Below are 25659 nucleotides of genomic sequence, written 5' to 3' on the forward strand. Positions count from 1 at the left end.
TATACGCCTGCATTTATACTACCTGTATCCATACAAAAAGTCAAATGCATTTTTATATTAACTGAAGTATACAACCTCTTCTTCCGGCGGACCGGTCAGCACAACCTTCTCTGCATAGAGAACCGGACCATCTCCCTCAAAATCAGGATAATATTCTTTCTTGATAGTTGCTGTTACATCTACCCACTGTCTGTCAATCAGATTCTTAGAGCCATCGTAATAGCATTTGAAGCCTACAAATGTAATATCCTCTACACAGCAGGTCATCGCAAAACGTCCCGGTACAAATGCATTCTTACCATACTGTTTCGGCTTGAATACCATGCCACGGAAATGAATCTTCTTACCGACATAACGATCCGGCTGATCGGAGGCATCCACATACCAGATACCGAAATCCTCATCGTTCAGCTCGATCACGTCAGCCTTTACATCGTATGGCAGATCTTCTTCGTCATTCTCATCCGGTGCAATCGAACCATCCTTCATCTCAAAGATGATCTGTGCCCGTCGGTTGACTGCTTTGATTCCTCTGCGCCATTCTGCGCGCTTGGACTTCTCATCACAACGGTTAAATACAACCATATCCGCACTGTTAACCTGATCCATCATTGTTGCTTTCATATTCTGCTGATATACATCATATGTCTCAGCATTTACAAAGGATAATACCTGGACAACGGTCCATCCCTTCGGCACACGGATATCAAAGATCTTGTCCAGCTTCCACATACCATTGTATTCGATCATAACCTGCTCCGGCTGATATTTGTCCTGCAGATCTAACAGATGCTCTGTGTTCAACTGATCTTCTTCTATGAATTCCAGAAAAATATTTTTCTTTTTCAGGTCTTTCTCATCGTACTCTTCTTCACCGTCTTCGCATACAAGAAGCAGTGTCTTGGCGCCTCCGGTGAATTCCCGGTCTAATAATGTCTCCTTCACAAATGTAGTTTTACCACTGTCAAGGAAGCCCATAAATACATAAACCGGAATCTCTGTTTCCTGTTGTCTTGCCATCATTTTCTCCTATACCTCAAACAGCTCTGCAAGCTTGTCTTCTGCCAGTTTGCTTCCGATCACACATAACTTACCTGTGATATCCGGATTTCCCTTACGGATCTCATACTCACCCGGTACAAGATCAAAGTATAACCAGTCTGTACCATCACTTGGAACGATACCCTTTGCACGAAGGATAATACCATATTCCTCTGTGTTAGCAAGCTCATCCAGAGTCTCTTTTAACTTATCTTCATTAAACTTATGTGGAGTTTCCTTACCCCAGCTTGTAAATACCTCATCTGCATGGTGGTGATGGTGATGATCGTGATCATGACAGCCACAACTACATTCGTCATCATGGTCATGATGATGATGTTCATGATCGTGATCATGACAGCCACATTCGTCGTCATGGTCGTGATGATGATGTTCATGATCGTGGTCATGATCGCCACAGCCACATTCATCGTCATGGCCGTGATGAAGGTGGTGATGCTCATGCTCATCTTCATCCTCAAATAAAGCGTCCTTAACGGTTTTATGATTCTGCATAGCTTCTTTGATCTTAGAACCGTCAATATCATCCCATGGAGTCGTGATGATCGTAGCATCTGCATTGTGCTCACGGATCATGGCAACTGCCTTTTCGATCTTATCCTGGGAAGCTGTCTGTGTTCTGCTCAGTACGATCGTATTTGCACTTTCGATCTGATTATTGAAGAATTCACCAAAGTTCTTCATGTAAATCTTGCATTTGGATACATCTGCAACTGTTGTATAGCTGTCAAGCTGTACTTCAACTTCTTCTGCAACATCCTTTACAGCCTTGATAACATCTGAAAGCTTACCAACACCGGATGGCTCGATGATGATTCTGTCCGGTGCATATTCTGTAATAACCTTCTTTAAAGCCGTACCAAAATCTCCAACTAAGGAGCAGCAGATACAACCGGAATTCATCTCAGTGATCTGTACACCGGCATCCTTTAAGAATCCGCCATCAATACCGATCTCGCCAAATTCATTCTCAATCAGCACAAGCTTCTCGCCCTTAAAACCTTCTTCGATCAGCTTCTTGATCAGAGTTGTTTTTCCGGCACCTAAGAAACCGGAAATAATATCAATCTTTGTCATTTCTAAATCACTCCTAATCTATTAAATGTACGGATAATTGTGTGATAGTAAACTCATCACACAATTATCTAGTTTTCATATCACAACCGATTATTATACTCGATTATCTGTTTTTTTGCAAGAATCGAGGTTGACATCCAGTTTATTGTATGGGATAACGATTCCATTTTCATCAAATGCTTTCTTGATATTCCATCTTGCCGACCAGAGTGCATCCCAGTACTGGTCGATCTTCGCATAGAACCGAACACTGACCACAATGCTACTATCTGCGAATTCATCAATGAAGAAATCCACGACTTCATCCTCCAGATATCCCGGAACTGTCTTTACCGCATCCAGTACCACACGCTTTACCTTATCCAGATCTTCATCGTAACCGACACCGAGCTTGATCTCTGCCCGCCTCTTATCATGTAAAGTAACATTCACCAGTGATGTATTCGATATGCTTCCATTTGGTATGACTACGGAACGATTATCGATCGTCTTAAGCTTTGTATAGAATATATCGATCGATACAACCTCGCCTTCACATTTGGTATTATTCTCGATAATATAGTCACCTACATGAAATGGTTTCAATATCAGGATCAGCACACCACCGGCAAGATTGGACAGGCTGCCCTGCAACGCAAGACCGATCGTCACACCCGCCGTTCCAAGCAATGTGACAAATGAAGTAACCTGAAAACCGACAATGGATGCCGCTGTTATCAATATTATAAAATTCATCAGAATACGGATGGCAGACAGTAAAAATCCTACGACACTGACATCCATATTGGAACGGTCAAAGGTTCTCTTTATCAGCTTGATGATCCATTTCACAACCCGAAATCCGATCACCATAAAGATAACCGCCACTACCAGGCTTCCAACCTTTGACATGCACCAATCCAGCAGATCTGTCATATACTGTCTGAGCAATCCAGCTTTTTGTTCAGCATCCTGTACGATCTCCGATGCCGTTTCTGATGCTGACTCTGTAGTATCTGCCAGCCTCTCCGTCAATGCTATACCTATCACTTAATTATTTCACCTTCTTAAATACTGTGATTGAAAGTGCCGGGAGAACAATCTCGATATCACCGTCCTTCGTCACCTTCTGCTGTTTATTGTTATTACCTTCTCCACCATACTTTGCCGCATCACTGGAGAAGATCTCTTTATAAGTTCCCGGAGCTCCGGTCTGTAATACATGGCTCTTCTGATCTGAAGTTCCAAAGTTCGCAGCTACATAACAGACAGAACCCTTACTGTCTGTTCTTGTGAAGCATACAGTATGTGGCTCCTGCTCTCCTGCAAATATAAATGGAAGTTTGTCTGCTTCATAAAATGCCGGTTCTGCAAGATATAAAGCATTCAGATCCTTTACATACTTCTGAAGATATTTATTTGCTTCAAACTCCAGAACGCTCCAATCAATAACATGATAGCCATCAAAACCGCCAAACATTCCAATCTCCTGTCCCATAAACATCAGTTTTTTACCAGGAAGGAACATATTCAAGCCATAAAATATACGAAGATCTGCATATTTGTCTTCATAGCCACCCGGCATCTTCTCTATAAAGCTTCCCTGACCATATGCCACTTGATCATGTGATAATGCACTTACCTCCTGATACTCGGATATAAATCCGGTTACAGAAGATACATAGTCTACAAAGTTCTCTCTGCGATCCGGCGCAGTCTTCATATACTCTGTAAGCTTTGAAACGCCCGTTGTGTTCCATGTAAGATCCACCATAACATCCGCATATCTGTCTCCGGTCACCTTTCGGAAGGAACGGATCAGCTCTTTATTATCCAGACGGATGCCATCCAGATGATACGCTTCCAACCAGTAAGTCATACAGTCAATATCCATCACAGGCACCATATCAAGGATCACACCAATACCTTTTGCATGCAGATAATCAACCATTGCCATAAAATCAGTTGGAGAACCAAATCTGGACGTTGGTGCATAGATACCCGTCGTATCATATCCCCATGTATCCTCACCGGAATATTCCATGATTGGCATAAGCTCGATGTAATTATACTTCATGCTCTTTACATAAGCTGCGACTTCTTTTGCAAATGACTGATAGGAAAGCCGTTCTCCATCTTTGTCGGTCTTAAATGTCTGCATATGTACCTCATAGATATTCACAGGTTCCATGCTGATATTCTTCTTTTTTCGGTCTGTCATATATGCCGCATCCATCCAGTCATATGTCAGCTCTGTAAATAAGGACGCATTGCCCGGAACCGGTTCAAATGCTGTTGCATATGGATCGGAGAAAATATCGGTTTCTCCATTTTCATATAATACTTCAAATTTATATCTGGTCTGGTTAATGTCATATGGTATAAACAGTTCAAACAGATCGGTATACTCAATCTTCCGCATCTGGTTCACTCTGCCGTCCCAGTTATTGAAATCTCCGACCACGCTGGCTCTGACGCAGCCCGGAACCTGAATACAGAATGCCACTCCTTCTGTGCCATCAAAGTTCAGCTTTCTGGCTCCAAACAATTCTTTGATCCGGAAGCCTGATTCCACGTCATCTTCTCCATTTACCACCTGCATTACTTTTTCAAGATCCGCAGAATAGTAAAAGCTGTATGCATCCTTTATCAGACTGACTTCATCTGCTTCTTCTCCGTCTGCATCCCATACCTTTCGGACAATCTTTAGCAGATATGCAAATGGCTGCCGGTTCTCAATCTTTACTGTAAAAAATCCATCGGCGTATTCTACATGCATCGGATATTCTGTCTGATCCTTTTCATCCACTACATAAACTTCTGCTGCATCCGGCAGAAATGCATTTACATATACATCAGCCAGACAGGCATGCATACCAAGTATGTGATGTGGATTGCCATGTCTCGCCCCCGTGATCGCCATAACCTCATCCTGATTCAGAACGAAAATCTCTGTGTTCTTTGTCATAACCCATTCTCCTCATGTGTATTCTTTTCTATATGCAAAATACGAAATAACTGCACCGTTTCCCTGTTCAATTTTCTCATTTGCATATGACTGTTCATCTTTATTCGTTTATCTTGTGGATAAAGATTCCGCTTCGAAGCTTTGGTTCAAACCATGTAGACTTCGGCGGCATCAATTTGCCTGCATCCGCAATATCAAATAATTCTGTAATGGAAGTCGGATACATGGAAAATGCTACCTTCTTTCCTCCATCCACCAGTCGTTCCAGCTCGGAAAGTCCACGGATACCACCGACAAACTGGATCCGTTTGTCCGTTCTCGGATCTCCAATGCCAAGCATCGGTGCCAGAACATTTTCCTGAAGCACAGATACATCCAGACAGCCGACAACATCCTCCGGAACAACTCCGTCCTTTACCGTTAACTGATACCATCTGCCATCCATATACATGCCAAAGCTACCTTTCTTCTCCGGTGAAACAGCCGCATCACATGCTTTTACTTCAAATTTGTCTTCCAGTTTCTTTAAAAATTCATCATCAGTCATACCATTCAGATCATTTACAACACGGTTATATGGAAGGATCATCAACTGATCATGCGGAAACAGAACGGACAGAAAATAATTAAATTCTTCCTCTCCGGTATAATCCGGATGCTGTTCTCTCATATGGAGGCCTGCTTTTACAGCAGAAGCAGAACGATGATGTCCGTCTGCTATGTAAATCTCGTTGATACCTGCAAATGCTTCCTGAATTATCTGAATATCATCTGCTTCATCAATGATCCATACATTATGTATGATACCATCCGGTGAAGTAAAGCCATATAACTTTTCTCCTGTCTTTACCCGGTCAATGATCTGATTTACAATATCAATCGAACGATAGGCAAGGAAGATTGGTCCGGTCTGCGCACCACAGGCTTCTACATGGCGGATACGATCCTGTTCTTTGTCTTCTCTGGTATTCTCGTGTTTCTTGATCACACCATTCACATAGTCATCAATCGAAGCACAGGCAACCAGACCTGTCTGATGACGTCCATCCATGATCAATTCATATATGTAGTATACCGGCTTTTCTTCCTCAATATAAGTACCATCCTCCATCATCTCATGCAGAAGATCTCCTGCCTTCTTATACACTTCCGGTGCATAGGTATCCACACTGTCATCAAATGATGTCTCTGCACGATCTACCTTTAAAAATGACATCGGTTCCCGACGTACTTCTTCACAGGCTTCTTTTCTGCTATACACATCATATGGTAATGCTGCCACTCTGTCGCAGATATCCGGTCTTGGTCTGAATGCTTTAAAGCATCTGATTGCTGCCATGTTCTGTTCCTCCTGATCTCTGTTTGTCTATATAAATATTGCAACAGAAAACATTGCTGATTCCTGTTGCAATACTCAAAATCACTATCAACCTCTGATTGCCTTAACAACCTTTTCTATAGATGCCTTAAATTCTTCATCGGAAGAATTCTCAAATATAAAGAGCTCTTTGATATTTGTTGGCGGATTGAAGTTCTGACTGTTGATATATTCATCCCAGTGCTCCAATTTCCAGGTATCTCTGTCTGATGCACGCTTGATCATTCTTTCGTGGCAGACATCTTTTCTGGTATTTACCCAGATCACAAAGAGCTCTGCACCTTTTTCTGCAAGCTTTGCACGGAGATTGTCAAGATATTCGTCATCTCTGATCTCATCTGTGAATGGTGCATTTATAAGAACTGTATCATTGTATTCCAGTGCTTCAAATGCAAGATCCAGTACACAATAATATTCGTAGTCGCGGATATTTTTCTGGAAGAAATCGGATGAACGGTTATATTCCTCACCAGCCACTACAAAGATCTGCTTTGAAAGAACAATTAATGTATCCTTATCCAGATATACACAATTTGGCAGTGCCTTTGCCACCTGTTTGGAAATAAATGTCTTTCCACAGGCTGGTGGTGATGTAACTAAAATTAATTTCTTCATGTGTGTGCCTCCATTTTTCTCATTATCTCAATCCTGTTTGATTTTAGCACAATTGTATGATGGTAGCAAGAATTTGTTAGCGAATTTGGTGTTATTTCTTATTTCTTAATAATTAATACATTGTACATAAATTGACTATTCCAGTAATATGGATTTTCAACAGATGTAAATACCAATTCACAACCATGCTTTTGTGAAAACATTTCAAACATGGATTTTGAAATAAATAACTTATCAAGATTTTTATATTTTTCATCATAATTCTGTATTTTAGCTCTTCTATACTGCATACAGGCATCTTCCAGCTCTTTATCAAATATCTCTGTGATCAGCACAGCCTTATGCGCTTTTTCATACATCTTCTCCAGAACATCAGATACATAGGCTTCATCTGGAAAATATGCAAATACAGAATCAGCCATCACAACATCAAATTTTTCATCTGTTGAAATATGGTCCGCTTCCATACATGCTATCTCCGCTTCTTTTAATACAATTTTTGCAATATCTGTACTCTGTCTGGAATAATCAATTCCACCAATCTTTTTATTCTGCCTGGAAAATAAATATAAGGTCGCTCCTGCGCCGCATCCTACTTCATAAATGCTGTTCCACGGACCAATATGTGTATTTAAAAGTGCACATTCTTCTTCCCAGCTTTTATAAAATGCATTATAATATGCATCCGCTGAATCTCCCAGATCCACATCAAATCCATCAATTCGTTTCAGCTCCCGCCAGATTGCTTTAGGATCTTCAAGCGACTGCAAAAAACATTCATCCGCTTCTCTTCTATTCCAGATTGCTTTCCAGTTATTCAATATATTCACCTCCAAATTTTTTCAACAATTCAACCAGATGCAGATTCTCTTCATCCGTCCGAACTGCAAGTCTGATCATTTCCTTTTGGTTATTTAATTTCTCATTCAGCACTTTGATCAAAATATTATTTTCCAGTAAAAATGATGCAAGTTTCCTGCTTTTCACTCCATCTGAAAGTTCACACATAACATAATTTGCTTGCGATGGATATACCTTCATATATGGGAGTTTTTCCAGCTCTTTCATGAAAATCTCACGGGACTTTCTAAGACGATCCAGTGACAGTCTGTAATCCTCCTTGTACTTTTCTATGATCTGTAAAAAGAATTCTGCATAAGAATTAATATTCCAGATTGGCAGTTTGCGCTGGATCTGATCAAGTTTTTCACTGTTTCTTCCAGCTAATATTCCCAGTCTGCAGCCCGGAACCCCATATGATTTTGAAATACTTTTTATTACATAAAACTCATCATACAGTTCCAGATACGAATCAGCTATACAAGATTCTGCCTCATCCGAAAAATCCGAAAAACTCTCATCTAATATAAGACATATCTTTTTCTTCTTACACCAATGGATCAATTCATATATTTCTCTGGAATCAATATAATTCCCACTAGGATTATCCGGATTTATCAGCACAAGCATTTGAATATGCTTCTGTTCAAAATAATCCTGAATGTCCTGTCCAGAATATGAAAAATCCATTTTTCTGGTATCCATAATAACTCTTTGTTCCTGCTTACAGCAATTTATATATTCCTCAAATGTCGGAGTCACAAAACCTATTTTTCCATTCGTTTCCTGCATCATTTCACGAATTAATTCCGCTGCTCCATTACCAACTATAATTTTCTTATCTGATATGCCAAACAGTTTGCCTGCCAATAACCGTATCACTCTTGCACCAGAGGGATACTGCATGATCAGCCGGTCACTGTTGGCACGAATTTCTTCCAACATGTGTTCTGTTGGGAAATACGGATTTACAAGATAGCAATAATCGACCAATTTAGGATATCTCCAAAAGCCACCATATCTGGCAGTTATTTTTTTATACTGTTCCTCTGTATTATCTGTAAACAGGCTTTCTGCAATATCCAGATCCTGAATATCATCAATCTCATACCAGCGCTGACCGTTAAGCCGTCTGGCCTGCAACTCTTTCGTGTCAAGCATTGCGATCAAGCGGATAACAGACTCATAATATTCATTATTTCCCATTGCCATTGCATACGCCTTTAGAAAAGGCACATATGTATACTTGGAAAAATGCCTGCTGAATTTATATATATTCACTGTCTTATAGTATTGATCCGCATTTACAAAATGAAGATTTTTTTTTGCGACCATATCCACAATACAGTCATTCTCATCCAAAAGCATACATGTACCATCCATCCAGCTTTCAAACCGATCAACAAGTGCAAGGTTCTCTCTTGGATCACATAATATCAGATCTATTACCGTTTCATCAAAAATCAGATCTGATTCCAGCAAGAGGGTGTCTTCTTCCTCCAGAAAAGTGGCCGTTAAAGACAGGGAATAAATATTATTTGTTTTATCATATATTGGATTTTCCACAAATATGATCGGTGTATGTATTGTTAATGACACAATATATTCCTTTAATGTCTCTTCCTGATACCCTGTCACTATAACGATCCTTGACAGGTCTTTTCTGTCAAGGATCTTCAGCATTCTTTCAATCAGAGATATTCCATTTACTTCAACCATACATTTAGTCTTATTCTTTGTAATATTCTTTAATCGTTTCCCCATTCCTGCTGCTAATATTATACCCTGCATTCTCCTACCCCTCTCTATTCCATAAGCCGTTTCATAATATATTTTCCACTTAATATCCGGCTCTTTCCGATATTAAAAATATGTTTCTCTCTGGCATCCGCAATCTGCTTTCTATACATGTCCTTTTGCTTTAACATATCTGTAGATATTTCAAGTATATTATCAATATCATTTACAGATATCGCCTTCCCAAGCACATTTCGCAATGTCACATTAATTGGCTTCTGCTCAATCTTATCATATTCAGGATTCATGATTTTCATTGGCGTATCAATAAACAGCACTGGTTTCAATGTTGTAAATGCATATTCAAATGATATATCTGACCAGTCTGTTATCAGCAGATCAGCATCCATAACCGTACTGTTAGAAGAAAAGTCCGTCTGTATAGTTATATTATCATCCTTTGCATATCGCTCCTGCATTTCCACAAACCGTTCCATCTGATGTCTCACCTGCTGCGGATGCGGCCGTACAATGACCTCATATGGTGTATTCTTATATTTATCTAATATCTGCTCAATACACAGATCAATAATATTTTCCGGCTGCCACGATGGTGCGATCAGTATTTTTTTCTTTTCATTTTCTTTTCTGTTTTCAATCTGATACTGCTCGATCATCTGATCCAATAACGCATATCCTGTCTCAACCAGAGTTTTAGGCTGTGTCACATACAGCGCTTCCATTTGCTGTATTTCACGTACCGAATCGATTCCTACACAAAAAACCGTGTCATAATAATCTAATGCACCTTTCCGTAATGTAAGTGCATTACTTCCCATCCCATGTGCTACATAAATATATTCAATATCTGATCTTACCTTGGAACGCTTGATATGATATTTTTCCAGATCTGGCATCGTCATCAGACAGATATCACAATCCAATTTCATAAACAAAGGAATCAGATACTTGTCCTGTGCTATATAATATGCCCGGACTGCCGACTGCTCCTGCTTCAGGATCGGATCCTCCGGATCACTGGTAACATAATCCATTTTATAATCAGACCGTTCAGCCAGATACTCTATGATCGGCTGATAATATTTATAAAAGCCCCGGCCCTCTGCATAAAATACAATTCTCTTTTCAGTCTTCTCAAACCGATGATAATCCTGTTTCTCTGTTCTCCCATACTTTTTTCGTATCTTTTCTTTTTCCTCTGCTGTTTCATTCAAGATCCGTATGTAATCCATATCAATATATTTTTCAGGCGGCATCACAATATTTACCAGATACATGGAAGGAATTGCGAACAAATTTCCAAAGATCCAATATACCCCGACTCCAGCCGGAACAAGGAACGCAAAATATGTGGAAAATGCTATCATAAATACCGTCATTCCTATTTTATTCCATTTTCCGGCATATAACTGCAGCACATTTATTTTATTTTGAACAACACACATGAGCCATGCGCTCACACCCGATAAAACAGGAATCAAAACCAGTTTATTATGTAATGATAATTGTGGTTTCTCTGATAAATTAAATCCGATAAAATTCATATCAAAATCTGATATCTTTTCTATCAGTCCCATAAGGTTTTCAGGCACACCGCTAATACCATTCTGTATTTCATGGATCATTGTCAACTGGTAAGAATTATCCTGCAATGTCCATCCAAGCCCCTCAAACCATTTTTGCAGCATAGCGATATCGGGATCCTGCATCCGCAGGATATATGAAAGCGGGCAATACATAACACCCACCAATCCAAGAACGATCAGAATCTGGATCAGCAGTGGTATCATATCCAGTAATGGATGATATTGCATTTTTTTATATAATTCCAGTTGTGCATCTGCATACCGATCTTTATCATCCACATATTTTACTTTTAAAGCATCAAGTTCCGGACGCATCTGTGCCATTTTTATCGAATTTTTCTGTGTAATCAATGAAATAGGAAATAATACAAATTTTGTAAAAATCGTAAACACAATAATTGACAATCCATAATTATTTACAAAAACATAGCACCATCTCATTATGATCCCGAAAAAATCCGAAACATAATTAATTATCTGATTCACTTCTATTCCTCATCATCTAACAAATCATCTGCAGTAACAATTTTCTTTTCTTCATTTCTTGTCTTTTTTACGGGCTGTTCTTCTGTTTTTCCTTTTTTTAATGCTCTTTTTATTTTACTGAATGCAATTCCTGCTACCGCACCTGCTGCGATCACTACTCCGGCAATTATCTGGATCAGATAACTTGTCGTCGCCGGATCAATATATAATTTCATTGTTGGAAATTCCTGTACTAATAAATTCATTTCATTAAACATCATACTATCTCCTTTTCTTGTTTTTTAATACCAGAAATCGATCAACGGTATCTTCTGCTTCGGTTTTGCACCTGCATATTTCCTTAATTCATCCTTGTCTCCCTGATATGTATACTTATACAAACAAGCATAATTTGCTGAATCATTTTTCAGAAGATCGGATATATTTTCCTTGTACTGTCGTATATATACACTTCTTGACCGATTTTCATCCGCTTCATAATCATAAATGGTTTTATCTTTGCTTTCACCTGTAATAAGCTTCATGATCGTTGGCATAAACTCTTCCGCACTTACCGGAGAACTGCAAACTGCAAGCCTGTCATTCTTTTTATAGGGTTCTTTGATAAAGAAAATAGGCTGAATACCATCTACCGTCATGATTTTTCCATGATCTGCCGTTATTATGATCGTTGAATTATCATAAACTCCCATATTTTTCAATTCATCAAGAAAAACGTACACATCATTTAGATTATCGTAAGCCGCTTCTGGCAGATTTTTTCCCTTTCCATCCCCATAATCATGCATTCCGCTAAAATGGTAAATTGCAAATGTTCCAGAACTGCTGTTATATTCTAGTCCCTGTGTCTGTAATTTTAAATAAAAATCATCATCCAGGTCCGGCGAATCTTCCCCTCCGCCGGAAGAACTGACCGCACCATCAAAATCACTGGTAACAACTAAAGAAAATCTCTTTAATGCCAGCGGCAATACTTTATACATTGCCCCCTTTATAATATTTTTCCGGACTGCGTGGTAATCGACTAAGATCTCACCATCTGCATTTTCCTGTACATTATCATAATATTCATATAGATTCTTTGCATTAAGAAACTAACTGTTGCTTTATCCGTATATATATTACAAGAATACTGTTGTTCTTTTAGTGTATTATAAAATTCGACAGCCTTTTCTGAATGAAATGCTTCTTTAGAATATTCCCGACAAGGAATCGTATTATCAAATTCCTGTCCCGTTAACAGATAATTCATTGCCAGCGCTGTTCCGTCATATTTGCTGTCATAATTATCATAATATGTAAAATCATGCAGCGGCTCTAACGCATCCGGATATTGCTCTGTCATTTCGTCAATAAAATCATTGCTGTATGTATCAAGAACAAATACAAAAATATTTTTTTCTTCCGATACTGTATATTCATTTTTGCCTGAAACATAGTAATTTGTAATCTCTGCTTCTGAAGTATTCCTATAACCTCCGGATTTTATAACCAGATATACAGTTGCCGATATCTGAATACATAATAAACACACTGCTACATATTTCAAAATACTAAAGAATTTATTTTTAAATTTTGCAAACAAAATAACCGGAACTACAATACAGATTCCCCATACAATTCCGGTCATGATCATCTTGCCGGAATAATCACTCCATTTAATTGCATAAGCTCCGTAATACCAAGGTCACGATCAAATATCATAACCTGAATATAGGAAGCTACCGCTAATCCCCATAAACAACAACTGATAATCTTTGTTACATTCGTTTTCAATAAACTGACCAGAACAGATATGATAACGGATAAGAAAAAAGACTGCACGATCATACTACCCCAGAAATCAGATAAGTTAAATTCCAAGGTCTTTCGATTGGTATAATAAAATTCCAGTGTATTCTCTATAAATACCCAAAACATCAACAAAAACAGGGAAAGGAAGATATTAAAAAATCTTTTTATAATTCTTTTATATCGAACAACCTGTACTTTTCGGTTTTCTGCTGTTTCTGTAAACAGCCAGTATAACATTCCCGGATTTTTATCAACTGCTCCAAAGGTAAACAAACATAATAAAACAAGCCAGATGATCAATAATAAAGCAAACAGCCAATTTGAAAAATATTGAAAATCATCTGATCTTGCAACGATCATACATATAATAAAGGCAAAGAAGCCTGCAATATTCTGAAGCATATGCATTTCCCAAATGGATTCCCGCAGCTTTTTCATCACCATAAAGAAAGCATTTACCAGATATGACATAATAAAGAATCCCCCGCTGATCCCCCATTCGCCATTTGGAAGATATAACAGGATCAACATTCCCCAAAACATAAACGAACTCATCACTTGTTCATGCCAGTTCTTCAGCACTTTAATTACCCGATTATCTCTTCCAATATGATTGAAAAGGAATGGTAATCCTATTTGAAGAATAACCATGAAAAGAACAATTAGCAGATACAGTATTTTTACACGGCATTTACCAACAAGCACATAGTAAAACAATCCAGTCACATCATACAAATATAAAAAATACGAAAATAACATACATGGATTATTTTCCTTTCTTTTCCATATATAACGAAACACTGTAAGAAAAATAACACATATAATAAACCAGACCCCCAGCATTTTATCCTCCTCATACAAATCTTGCATTATGTTATGAAAGAAAAGAGGCTCTTTTTGTATATTCTAAAAGAACCTCCTTTTTTCAACTTATTGCTTTATGAACATTTATTTCTTTGTGATATATCCCTGTGCTTTTAATAACTCTGCGCAAAGGACAGCACCACCTGCTGCACCTCTGACTGTATTATGGGATAAACCAACAAACTTCCAGTCATATACAGTGTCTTCACGAAGACGACCAACGCTGATTCCCATACCATGTTCAAAGTCAACATCCATTGATACCTGTGGGCGATTGTCTTCTTCCAGATACTGGATGAACTGCTTTGGTGCGCTTGGAAGCTCAAGCTCCTGAGGAACGCCCTTATATGATACCAACTTTTCGATCAACTGTTCCTTTGTAGGATTCTTCTTGAACTTAACAAATACAGCTGCTGTATGTCCGTTTAATACAGGAACACGGATACACTGACATGTGATAACCGGTGTTGTTGCAGGAACGATCACTCCATCCTCGATCTTACCCCAGATACGAAGTGGTTCCTTCTCTGACTTTTCTTCTTCTCCACCGATATATGGAATGATATTTCCAACCATTTCCGGCCAGTCCTTAAAGGTCTTACCTGCACCTGAGATTGCCTGATATGTGGTAGCAACCACCTCATATGGCTCAAACTCTTTCCATGCTGTAAGAACCGGTGCATAAGACTGGATGGAGCAGTTTGGTTTTACTGCTACAAAGCCTCTGGTTGTTCCAAGTCTCTTCTTCTGGAAATCAATGACCTTCATATGCTCCGGATTGATCTCAGGTACTACCATAGGAACATCCGGTGTCCAGCGATGTGCTGAGTTGTTGGATACTACAGGAGTCTCTGTCTTTGCATATGCTTCTTCAATCGCCTTGATCTCTTCCTTTGACATATCAACTGCACTGAATACAAAATCTACAGTTGCAGCAACCTGTTCTACTTCATTTACATTATGAACGATGAGCTTCTTAACGCCCTCCGGCATCGGAGTATCCATCTTCCATCTATCGCCGACTGCCTCTTCATATGTCTTTCCGGCACTTCTTGGGCTTGCAGCCACTGTTACAACCTCAAACCATGGATGATTCTCTAATAATGCTATAAATCTCTGTCCTACCATACCGGTAGCACCAAGAATACCAACTTTCAGTTTATCACTCATTTTTACTAATCTCCTAATCTTTTTTCTTAGATCGCGCGAACCTTGATAACACCATCAATTGCAAGCAATGCATTGATATCGTCTTCTGTAGGAACCTTATCAATGTCAAGGATTGAGTATGCATATTCACCCTTTGCCTGACTGATCATTCCCGATACATTTCCGCCCTGCTTTGCAAATACGCCTGTAAACTGTGTCAGCATGTTAGGAATATTCTTATGGCAGATTGTAACTCTGGCAGTATCACCACATACGCCCATATTTACATTTGGATAATTTACGGAGTTCTTGATATTACCATTCTCCATAAAGTCTGTGATTTCTTTACATGCCATGATCGCACAGTTATCTTCAGATTCTTCTGTGGAGGCACCAAGATGTGGTAATGCAATTACATTTTCTGTACCTGCGATTGCCGGATTAGGGAAATCTGTTACATATTTTGCTACCTTGCCGCTTGCAAGTGCTGCCTTGATATCTTCATCATTTACAAGAACATCTCTTGCAAAGTTCAGGATTCTGACACCATCCTTCATCATGGCAAATGCATCTGCATTCAACATTCCCTTTGTTGCAGGAAGTGCTGGAACATGGATCGTGATATAATCACATTCCTTATAGATATCTTCTACATTTGTAATATGTTTGATGTATTTGGATAAGCCCCATGCTGCATCAACGGATACAAACGGATCATAACCATATACTTCCATTCCAAGTCTGACTGCGATATTTGCTACCTTGGCACCGATCGCACCAAGACCGATAACGCCGAGCTTCTTGCCGGCGATCTCATTACCTGCATACTGCTTTTTCTGCTTCTCAACTGCTTTTGCAAGGTTCTCGTCAGAAGCATTGTCCTTTACCCAGTTGTATCCGCCCATCAGATCACGGGAAGCAAGAAGCAGACCTGCTACAACCAGTTCCTTAACACCATTTGCATTTGCACCTGGAGTATTGAATACTACAACGCCCTTTTCTGCGCATTTATCAAGTGGAATATTATTTACACCTGCACCTGCTCTTGCAACACACAGGAGTTTGTCTGAAAGTTCCAGATCATGCATGGATGCACTTCTTACCAGGACCGCATCTGCGTCTGCATAATTATCCGTTATTTCATATGTATCCGGTAACAGCTTCATGCCACATGCAGCGATCGGATTTAAACAATTCACTTTAACTGCCATTTTTATTTAACTCTCCTTTATATCCGCCTCCGCATGCAATCCCAAAGGACTGCATGCAGAATGCTCTTATTATGAATTCTTCTCTTCGAAATCCTTCATGAATTCTACTAACTTCTCAACACCTTCGATCGGCATTGCATTGTAGATCGATGCTCTCATGCCGCCAACCGTTCTGTGTCCCTTCAGATTTACAAAACCAGCTTCTGTTGCAGCCTTTACGAACTTGGCATCTAATTCTTCATCACCTGTAACAAATGGAACATTCATTAAAGAACGATCCTCTTTTACTACAGTTCCCTTAAACATCTTGGAGCTGTCTAAGAAATTGTAAAGGATTGCTGCCTTCTTCTCATTGTGCTCCTTCATAGCTGCAAGACCACCCATCTCTTTTACCCATTTGAATACCTTGCCACAAATATAAATACCGTAGCATGGTGGTGTATTGTAAAGAGAATCTGCATCTGCCTGTGTCTTATACTTTAACATGGTTGGTGTAAATGGCATAACGTCATCACGGATCAGATCTTCACGGATGATCGCAACTACTACACCGGCCGGACCTACGTTCTTCTGTACGCCAAAGTAGATCATACCATAGTCAGATACATTGACCGGCTGAGACAGAATGTCGGATGACATATCTGCTACCAGAATCTTACCCTTTGTATTTGGAAGCTTGTGATATGTAGTTCCATAGATTGTATTGTTGTGACAGATATATACATAATCTGCATCCTCATCAATCGGAAGATCAGAACAATCCGGGATATAGGAGAATGTCTTATCTGCTGATGAAGCAACAGCATTTACCTTTCCATATTTTTTAGCTTCTTCGTACGCTTTCTTTGCCCACTGACCTGTGATGATGTAATCCGCTACACCATTCTTCATAAGGTTCATAGGTATCGCAGCGAACTGCTGGGAAGCACCGCCCTGTAAGAATAATACTTTGTAATTATCAGGGATTTCCATGATATCTCGAAGATCCTGTTCTGCCTCTTTGATGATCGTATCGAATGCTTTCGATCGATGACTCATCTCCATAACACTCATGCCTGTTCCTCTGTAGTCAAGCATTTCTTCTGCTGCTTCTCTTAATACAGATTCAGGAAGCATGGATGGACCTGCTGAAAAGTTAAATACTCTTGCCATTTTTTATCTCCTTCTTTTTTATTATTGTTATTTTTAATTATCAAGATCTTTGTCTGTGAAACAGGTGTCGATTGCAGCACCCGGAGCTACCATAGGCCATACCTTATCATCGGAATCGATCATAACATCCAGTACGGTCGGACCATCTGCTGTCAATGCCTTCTTAAACTCTGTTTCAAACTCTTCGATCGATGTGATCTTACTTGCATTTGCCCCAAGTGCTTTTGATACTGCTACAAAATCAACAGAATCATCTAATACTGTATTCGAATACCGCTGTCCGTAGAACAGATTCTGCCACTGTCTTACCATTCCGAGAACGTGATTATTTAATACCACCTGAATGATAGGTACTTTATAACGGGCTGCTGTCGCAATCTCGTTCATATTCATACGGAAGCATCCGTCTCCTGCGATATTTACTACAGTCTTATCCGGTCTGCCATATTTTGCGCCGATAGCTGCACCGACACCGTATCCCATAGTACCAAGTCCGCCTGATGAAAGGAAAGTTCTTGGCTCCTTATAAGTGTAATTCTGTGCCGCCCACATCTGGTGCTGACCTACATCAGTAGTGATTATAGCATTTCCTTCGGTAATTTCATAGATTTTTTTGATAGTTGCCGGTCCATTTAAGTGATCCATGTCGTATGTGACCGGATTTTTCTCTGTTAAATCCTTGATTTCTGCCATCCAGGAACGATTTGACTGAGTTGGAAGTTTACTGTTTAATATCGTCAGAACTTCTTTAGCATCACCCACAATGCTTGCATTTGCCGGAATATTCTTATCAATCTCGGCTGCATCGATATCAATATGAATGATCTTTGCATTTGGTGCGAACTTGGAAGCATTTCCAATGACACGGTCGGAGAAACGTGCTCCTACCACGATCACAAGGTCGGATCTGGATACTCCAAGATTCGATACCTTGGTTCCGTGCATTCCGATCATGCCGGTATAACGCTCGCTTGTACCATCATATGCGCCCTTTCCCATAAGTGTATCACATACAGGTGCATCTACCTTCTCGGCAAATTCTTTTAATTCTTCGGAAGCTCCTGAAATGATCACTCCGCCACCTGCCATGATATATGGTCTTCTGGATACTTTGATCATCTCGATCACTTTATTTATATCTTCTTCCCGGATTGTATCTGTCTTACGCTCGATCACTGCCGGTTCTTCATATGTATACTCTGCCTCTGCAGCCGTAACATCCTTTGTAATATCAACAAGGACAGGACCTGGTCTTCCACTCTTTGCGATCTTAAATGCACGTCGGATCGTCGGTGCCAGATCTTCTACATTTTTTACGATAAAGCTATGCTTTGTGATCGGCATTACAACACCTGCAATGTCGATCTCCTGAAAGCTGTCCTTACCAAGCATATTTACTCCGACATTTGCGGTGATCGCAACCATCGGAACGGAATCCATATATGCAGTTGCAATTCCCGTTACAAGGTTTGTTGCACCGGGACCGGATGTAGCCATACAGACACCGACCTTACCTGTTGCTCTTGCATATCCGTCAGCGGCATGTGCTGCCCCCTGCTCATGTGATGTAAGTACATGCGTGATCTCTTCCTGATGCTTATATAAGGCATCATAGACATTTAAGATTGCGCCCCCCGGATACCCGAACACAATATCAACACCCTGTTCTTTTAAACATTCAATTACTATCTCAGAACCTGATATCTTCTTTGCCATTTTCCTTTTGCTCCTTTAATACTCTCTACTTATCAGCCTTTGGTACCTCTAAGATCGCTCCACGATTTCCTGATGTTACCATAGCGGCATATCTTGCAAGATAACCGGTTGTTACCTTCGGTGTTCTTGGCTTCCATGCAGCCTTTCTCTGTGCAAGCACATCATCCGGTACATCTAACGTGATCGTAGTATTGTTAATATCAATCTTGATGATATCTCCCTCTTCTACGAGTGCGATCGGACCACCAACTGCTGCTTCCGGTGAAACATGTCCGATGGATGCACCACGGCTGGCTCCTGAGAATCTTCCGTCTGTGATCAAGGCTACTGATGATCCAAGTCCCATACCTGCGATCGCTGATGTTGGATTTAACATCTCACGCATACCAGGGCCTCCTTTCGGTCCTTCATAACGGATAACAACGACATCACCGGGTACGATCTTACCGCCCTTGATCGCTGCAATCGCATCTTCTTCACAGTCAAATACTCTTGCAGGTCCTTCATGCACCATCATCTCAGGTACAACAGCGGAACGCTTTACAACAGAACCGTCCGGTGCAAGATTTCCCTTTAATACTGCAAGACCACCGGTCTTACTATATGGACTATCCAGTGTACGGATAACTTCCGGATTCTTATTTGCTACGCCGTCAACAGCTTCACCGATCGTCTTACCGGTTACTGTCATACAGTCTTCATTTAACAGACCTGCGGATTTTAATTCATTCATAACAGCGTATACGCCACCGGCTTCATTCAGATCTTCCATATAAGTAGGACCTGCAGGAGCCAGATGACATAAGTTTGGTGTCTTGGCACTGATCTCATTTGCATAGGAAATATCAAAGTCAAACCCGATCTCATGTGCGATAGCCGGAATATGAAGCATGGAGTTGGTAGAACATCCAAGCGCCATATCAACGGTTAATGCATTGATGATCGCTTCTTTTGTAATGATATCTCTTGGTCTGATATTCTTTCTGTACATATCCATAACAGCCATACCTGCATGCTTTGCAAGCTTCAGACGCTCAGAATACACCGCAGGTATCGTTCCGTTTCCAGGAAGTCCCATACCAAGTGCTTCTGTTAAGCAGTTCATGGAATTCGCTGTATACATACCGGAACAGGAACCGCAGGTAGGACATGCCTTACATTCAAATTCATTTACATCTTCTGCTGTCATGGTTCCTGCCGAATAAGAACCAACAGCCTCAAACATACTGGAAAGACTGGTCTTATGACCTTTTACATGACCTGCAAGCATTGGGCCACCGGATACAAATACGGTAGGTACATTTACTCTTGCTGCAGCCATTAACAGACCAGGTACATTCTTATCACAGTTCGGGATCATAACCAGTGCATCAAACTGATGTGCAGTTGCCATTGCTTCTGTAGAATCAGCGATCAGATCTCTGGTTACTAATGAATATTTCATACCGATATGTCCCATAGCGATACCATCACAGACTGCAATTGCCGGGAACATGACAGGTGTACCACCAGCCATAGCAACTCCCATCTTAACTGCCTGTGCGATCTTATCCAGATTCATATGTCCCGGAACGATCTCATTGTAAGAACATACGATACCTACCAGCGGACGTTCCATTTCTTCCTTTGTCATACCGAGTGCATTAAACAGGGAACGATGTGGCGCCTGCTGCATTCCGACTTTTACATTATCACTCTTCATCTCTATACTCTCCTTTATTTTATGCGTTCTGCAATTAAATCTCCCATTTCAGAACAGCTTACCGGTGTCATTCCTTCCGAAATGATATCACATGTTCTGTAACCATCTACCAGTACCTGTTTTACAGCCTGCTCTACTGCATCTGCTTCCTTATCCAAGTCAAATGTGAAGCGAAGCATCATAGCTGCCGACAGGATCGTTGCGATAGGATTGGCCTTGTTCTGTCCTGCAATATCCGGTGCTGATCCGCCGCTTGGCTCATACATACCAAACTTCGTCTCATTTAAGGATGCAGACGGAAGCATACCGATCGAACCTGTGATCATGGATGCCTCATCGGAAAGGATGTCACCGAACATATTCTCTGTTAATACAACATCAAACTGTGCAGGATCCTTTACAAGCTGCATTGCACAGTTATCAACTAACATATGCTCGTAGCTTACTTCCGGATAATCCTTTGCCACTTCTTCTACGATCTTTCTCCATAATCTGGAAGAATCCAGAACATTTGCCTTATCTACAGATGTAACTTTCTTTCTTCTCTTCATTGCGATATCAAAACCCTTAATCGCAATACGATGGATCTCATTCTCATTATATACAAGGTTATCATGTGCAGTTAACACACCATCGATCTCCTCTGTACTTCTTGCTCCAAAATACAGGCCACCTGTCAGTTCACGCATGATCATCATGTCAAATCCACGATCTGCGATCTCTTCCTTTAACGGACAGGCACTCTTTAACTCCTCATAAAGATTTGCCGGTCTTAAGTTTGCAAATAATCCAAGCTCCTTACGGATCTTAAGAAGTCCTGCTTCCGGTCTTAAATTTGGAGGAAGCTTATACCATGGCGAGGTAGAAGTATTTCCACCAATGGAACCTAACAATACGGCATCCTTTGATTTTGCTACTGCTACTGCCTCATCTGTAAGCGGCACTCCGGTTGCGTCGATCGAGCATCCACCCATCAGGATCTGCTCATAATCAAATGTATGACCATATACTTCACCAACTTTATCCAGAACCTCATTGCTTCTGTTACGATCTCAGGGCCAATACCGTCACCCTTGATCACTGCTAAATTAAATTTCATCTTTTATTCCTGCCTTTCTTTACCAAGTAATGCAACCTCGCCTTTCGGCTCGGTTTGTGCTGCGCACTATACATTTGAATAACTTCTATGCTATATGTAAGCAAGCTTGCATAGCATAGAGTTATTGGCATATGCCTTTTCTTTACCAAGTAATGCAACCTCGCCTTTCGGCTCGGTTTGTGCTGCGCACTATACATTTGAATAACTCCTATGCTGTATGCAAGCAAGCTTGCATAGCATAGAGTTATTCAAATGTGCATTACTTGTTGTTAATGTAGTTAATCAGGCCTTCATTCTTAATGATCTCCTGCATGAATGGAGGAAATGCCTGCCCCTTATACCGGGTATCCTTTGTCTTATCGTAGATGATACCACTGTCAAAATTGATCTCTACTTCATCACCGTCCTCGATACCTTCTGCTGCTTCCGGGCACTCAATGATCGGAAGTCCGATATTGATCGAGTTACGATAGAAAATTCTTGCAAATGTATCTGCGATAACACAGCTTACACCGGATGCTTTAATCGCGATCGGTGCATGCTCTCTGGAGGAACCACAGCCAAAGTTCTTCTTTGCCACAATGATATCTCCTGCTTTTACGTTGTTTACAAATTCCTTATCTATGTCTTCCATACAGTGTTTTGCAGCTCCGCAGGATCTGATGAATTCAGATATCTTGCAGGGATAATAACATCTGTATCTACGTTGTCACCATATTTGTGTACTGTACCATATGCTTTCATTCTGCGTACCCTCCTTAATTATAATCCAAGTTCTTCCGGACTGCTGATCTTGCCTGTGATCGCTGATGCTGCTGCAACAGCCGGGCTTGCCAGATATACTTCTGAATCAACATGACCCATACGTCCTACAAAGTTACGGTTGGTTGTGGATACGGCTTTTTCTCCTGCTGCCATAACACCCATATGTCCACCAAGACATGGTCCACAGGTAGGAGTGGAAACTACAGCGCCTGCCTTTACAAATATCGTCATGAGTCCTTCTTCGATACACTGTAAGTATACTTCCTGTGTTCCGGGGATCACGATGACACGAACACCCTGTGCTACCTGTCTGCCCTTGATGATATCTGCTGCAATACGCATATCGGAAATACGTCCATTTGTACAGGATCCGATCACAACCTGATCGATCTTGATATCGCCAACTTCATCAATTGTCTTTGTATTCTCCGGCAGATGTGGAAATGCAACTGTTGGACGAAGTGTAGAAAGATCAATCGTATACTCTTCATCATAAACTGCATCTGCATCTGCTTCATACTTCTTGTAAGCCTTTGTGGAATGTTCCTTCATGTATGCTTCTGTTAATTCATCCACCGGAAAGATTCCGTTCTTGGCACCTGCTTCGATTGCCATATTTGCGATAGTAAAACGATCATCCATGGTCAGGTTCTTAATACCGTCACCAACAAATTCCATAGATTTGTATAATGCGCCGTCTACACCGATCATACCAATGATGTGAAGGATAACATCCTTACCGCTGACCCAAGGTGCTTTCTCTCCTACAATATTAAACTTGATCGCAGATGGTACCTTAAACCATGCTTTGCCTGTCACCATACCGGCTGCCATATCAGTACTTCCAACACCGGTTGAAAATGCACCAAGTGCACCATATGTACATGTATGAGAATCTGCACCGATACAGGTCTCGCCTGCAACGATCAGTCCCTGCTCCGGTAACAGAGCGTGCTCAATACCCATAGAACCTACATCAAAGAAATTCTTGATCTGGTTCTCTGCCGAGAATTCTCTGACACATTTACAATGCTCTGCACTCTTAATATCCTTATTCGGTGTAAAGTGATCCATTACAAGTGCAATCTTATTCTTATCAAATACTTCTTTCTTATTGAATTTGTCCATCTCATGAATTGCTACAGGTGTTGTAACATCATTTCCAAGTACAAGGTCCAAATCTGCCTCAATCAACTGTCCGGCTTCCACGCTGTCAAGTCCTGCATGTGCAGCTAAAATCTTCTGAGTCATTGTCATACCCATGTGCTTTGTCCTCCTGATCCTAAATCTTATTTTGTAAATAACTGTCGCTATTTCACGCATTTTGTTATTGAATATTTTTATTGATTTTACCACACCGGCTGGTATAATTACAATATATAATAGTAATACATTGTATAACTTGTATTTATATATCGGAGGGACGCCATGATCAATAATCTGAATTATTATAATGTGTTTTACATGGTTGCAAAGACTGGCAGCATCAGCCGTGCCGCAAACCAGCTTTATATCAGCCAGCCCGCAGTCAGCAAGGCGATCAGCAATCTGGAAGAAAGCATAGGGATTGCACTCTTTGTCCGCAATTCCAGGGGCGTTGCCCTGACCGAAGAAGGAACGATCCTGTATGACTATATCGAACGTGCTCTGGATAACATTGTAAAGGGAGAAGAAAGTCTGAAAAAATACAACGAACTTGGGATTGGTCATATCCGTATCGGTGTCAGCACCTCTCTCTGCAAGCATATCCTTTTGGACTACTTGAAGCCCTTCATCAAAGATAACCCGAATATCAAGGTCAGCATCGACTGCCACTCTACCAAAAATACGATCCGACTCTTAAAAAATGAAGAAATCGACATCGGTCTGATCTGCGAAACGGAACTACCTAAAAATATCACTTATTCCCATATACGCTCCATCCATGATATTTTCGTGGCAAATAGTGATTATATCGATAATTTTCCATACCGGGAAACAGAAGCCGGTCTGGAAGCAGGCGAAGAAACCGCCGATACACAACCGGAAGCTGCCAGCTATCCGATATTTTCCGGCTCGATCATAGGGAACCTGATCCCGCTTATGAATGTACAGCAGTCCGTTTCGGATTCTGAAGTCCTGACCGAAGATCATATCCGGGATATCTTCCGCCACTCTACACTTATGATGTTAGAGGAGGCAAATGTAACCAGAACCCATGTCGATAACTATCTGAATAAACATTCATTCCACTGTAACCAGCTTCTTGAGATCAATAACATGGATCTCCTGCTTGACTTCGCAGCGATCGGTATGGGAATCGCCAGTGTTGTCCGGGAATTCTCTGAAAGCTACCTGAAGGATGGACGTATCGTAGAAATCCCCCTTCCAACACCTATTCCAAAAGAAGTGTCGGCTTCGCCTATCTGCAAAACCGACACCAGTCAAAAGCGTTATGTACTTTTTTAGATTATTGTAA

20 protein-coding genes and 2 pseudogenes are annotated in these 25659 nt (G+C 40.6%); 1 reads left to right on the forward strand and 21 read right to left on the reverse strand.

What is annotated here, in order from left to right; all coding sequences use genetic code 11:
- Positions 1 to 57: 57 nt before the first annotated feature.
- The 21 genes and pseudogenes from DW959_RS07680 to leuC form a co-directional block, all read right to left on the reverse strand.
- Positions 58 to 1020, reverse strand: coding sequence for a GTP-binding protein (locus DW959_RS07680; protein WP_021944410.1), 963 nt, complete (start codon positions 1018 to 1020; stop codon positions 58 to 60).
- Between the two features lie 9 nt (positions 1021 to 1029).
- Positions 1030 to 2139 carry a GTP-binding protein gene (locus tag DW959_RS07685; protein ID WP_118615822.1) on the reverse strand — a complete coding sequence of 370 codons (1110 nt, stop codon included), beginning with the start codon at positions 2137 to 2139 and terminating at the stop codon, positions 1030 to 1032.
- 93 nt (positions 2140 to 2232) lie between these two features.
- Positions 2233 to 3168, reverse strand: a complete 936-nt coding sequence (locus DW959_RS07690) for a mechanosensitive ion channel family protein (RefSeq protein ID WP_117821895.1) — start codon at positions 3166 to 3168, stop codon at positions 2233 to 2235.
- Between the two features lie 4 nt (positions 3169 to 3172).
- Positions 3173 to 5086 (reverse strand): alpha amylase C-terminal domain-containing protein, encoded by a 1914-nt coding sequence (locus DW959_RS07695; RefSeq protein ID WP_117821896.1) that lies wholly within the window; start codon positions 5084 to 5086, stop codon positions 3173 to 3175.
- Between the two features lie 100 nt (positions 5087 to 5186).
- Entirely contained in the window at positions 5187 to 6425 is a 1239-nt protein-coding gene (locus DW959_RS07700; protein ID WP_117821897.1) for a DUF1015 family protein, read from the reverse strand.
- Between the two features lie 87 nt (positions 6426 to 6512).
- Entirely contained in the window at positions 6513 to 7079 is a 567-nt protein-coding gene (locus DW959_RS07705; protein ID WP_008402902.1) for an AAA family ATPase, read from the reverse strand.
- Positions 7080 to 7177: 98 nt separating this feature from the next.
- The gene (locus DW959_RS07710) at positions 7178 to 7900 is read right to left on the reverse strand and encodes a class I SAM-dependent methyltransferase (RefSeq protein WP_021944404.1); all 723 of its coding nucleotides are present in this window, start codon (positions 7898 to 7900) and stop codon (positions 7178 to 7180) included.
- Complete coding sequence (locus DW959_RS07715; RefSeq protein WP_021944403.1) at positions 7893 to 9710, reverse strand: aminotransferase class I/II-fold pyridoxal phosphate-dependent enzyme; 1818 nt, start codon at positions 9708 to 9710, stop codon at positions 7893 to 7895. The genes DW959_RS07710 and DW959_RS07715 overlap by 8 nt, the downstream gene beginning before the upstream one ends.
- Positions 9711 to 9724: 14 nt before the next feature.
- Entirely contained in the window at positions 9725 to 11749 is a 2025-nt protein-coding gene (yidC, locus tag DW959_RS07720) for a membrane protein insertase YidC (RefSeq protein ID WP_021944402.1), read from the reverse strand.
- A 2-nt stretch (positions 11750 to 11751) separates the two neighbouring features.
- Positions 11752 to 12009, reverse strand: a complete 258-nt coding sequence (locus DW959_RS07725; protein WP_021944401.1) for a hypothetical protein — start codon at positions 12007 to 12009, stop codon at positions 11752 to 11754.
- A 21-nt stretch (positions 12010 to 12030) separates the two neighbouring features.
- Complete coding sequence (locus DW959_RS07730; RefSeq protein ID WP_118615824.1) at positions 12031 to 12732, reverse strand: hypothetical protein; 702 nt, start codon at positions 12730 to 12732, stop codon at positions 12031 to 12033.
- A gap of 41 nt (positions 12733 to 12773) precedes the next feature.
- The gene (locus tag DW959_RS07735) at positions 12774 to 13379 is read right to left on the reverse strand and encodes a hypothetical protein (protein WP_147353072.1); all 606 of its coding nucleotides are present in this window, start codon (positions 13377 to 13379) and stop codon (positions 12774 to 12776) included.
- 2 nt (positions 13380 to 13381) lie between these two features.
- The gene (locus tag DW959_RS07740) at positions 13382 to 14086 is read right to left on the reverse strand and encodes a hypothetical protein (RefSeq protein WP_147353073.1); all 705 of its coding nucleotides are present in this window, start codon (positions 14084 to 14086) and stop codon (positions 13382 to 13384) included.
- Positions 14087 to 14491: 405 nt separating this feature from the next.
- Positions 14492 to 15577: an aspartate-semialdehyde dehydrogenase gene (asd, locus tag DW959_RS07745; RefSeq protein WP_008402908.1), complete on the reverse strand. Its 1086-nt coding sequence runs from the start codon at positions 15575 to 15577 to the stop codon at positions 14492 to 14494.
- 26 nt (positions 15578 to 15603) lie between these two features.
- Complete coding sequence (locus tag DW959_RS07750; RefSeq protein WP_117821899.1) at positions 15604 to 16767, reverse strand: phosphoglycerate dehydrogenase; 1164 nt, start codon at positions 16765 to 16767, stop codon at positions 15604 to 15606.
- A gap of 69 nt (positions 16768 to 16836) precedes the next feature.
- The gene (serC, locus tag DW959_RS07755; protein WP_008402910.1) at positions 16837 to 17919 is read right to left on the reverse strand and encodes a 3-phosphoserine/phosphohydroxythreonine transaminase; all 1083 of its coding nucleotides are present in this window, start codon (positions 17917 to 17919) and stop codon (positions 16837 to 16839) included.
- Between the two features lie 33 nt (positions 17920 to 17952).
- Complete coding sequence (ilvB, locus tag DW959_RS07760; protein ID WP_117785426.1) at positions 17953 to 19635, reverse strand: biosynthetic-type acetolactate synthase large subunit; 1683 nt, start codon at positions 19633 to 19635, stop codon at positions 17953 to 17955.
- A gap of 25 nt (positions 19636 to 19660) precedes the next feature.
- Positions 19661 to 21337, reverse strand: coding sequence for a dihydroxy-acid dehydratase (gene ilvD / locus DW959_RS07765; protein ID WP_118615830.1), 1677 nt, complete (start codon positions 21335 to 21337; stop codon positions 19661 to 19663).
- Between the two features lie 14 nt (positions 21338 to 21351).
- A pseudogene (leuB, locus tag DW959_RS07770) lies at positions 21352 to 22436 on the reverse strand (3-isopropylmalate dehydrogenase).
- Positions 22437 to 22695: 259 nt separating this feature from the next.
- Positions 22696 to 23180 (reverse strand): annotated as a pseudogene (gene leuD, locus DW959_RS07780) (3-isopropylmalate dehydratase small subunit).
- A gap of 18 nt (positions 23181 to 23198) precedes the next feature.
- Positions 23199 to 24464: a 3-isopropylmalate dehydratase large subunit gene (gene leuC, locus DW959_RS07785; RefSeq protein WP_021944394.1), complete on the reverse strand. Its 1266-nt coding sequence runs from the start codon at positions 24462 to 24464 to the stop codon at positions 23199 to 23201.
- 165 nt (positions 24465 to 24629) lie between these two features.
- Between leuC and DW959_RS07790 the strand changes: the two genes are divergently transcribed.
- A complete protein-coding gene (locus DW959_RS07790) occupies positions 24630 to 25649 on the forward strand; it encodes a LysR family transcriptional regulator (RefSeq protein WP_243023366.1) in 1020 nt (339 codons plus the stop codon).
- Positions 25650 to 25659 lie beyond the last annotated feature (10 nt).

Source organism: Clostridium sp. AM46-21, from assembly GCF_003480025.1.
In the GTDB taxonomy this organism is placed as follows: Bacteria; Bacillota; Clostridia; order Lachnospirales; family Lachnospiraceae; genus Coprococcus; species Coprococcus ammoniilyticus.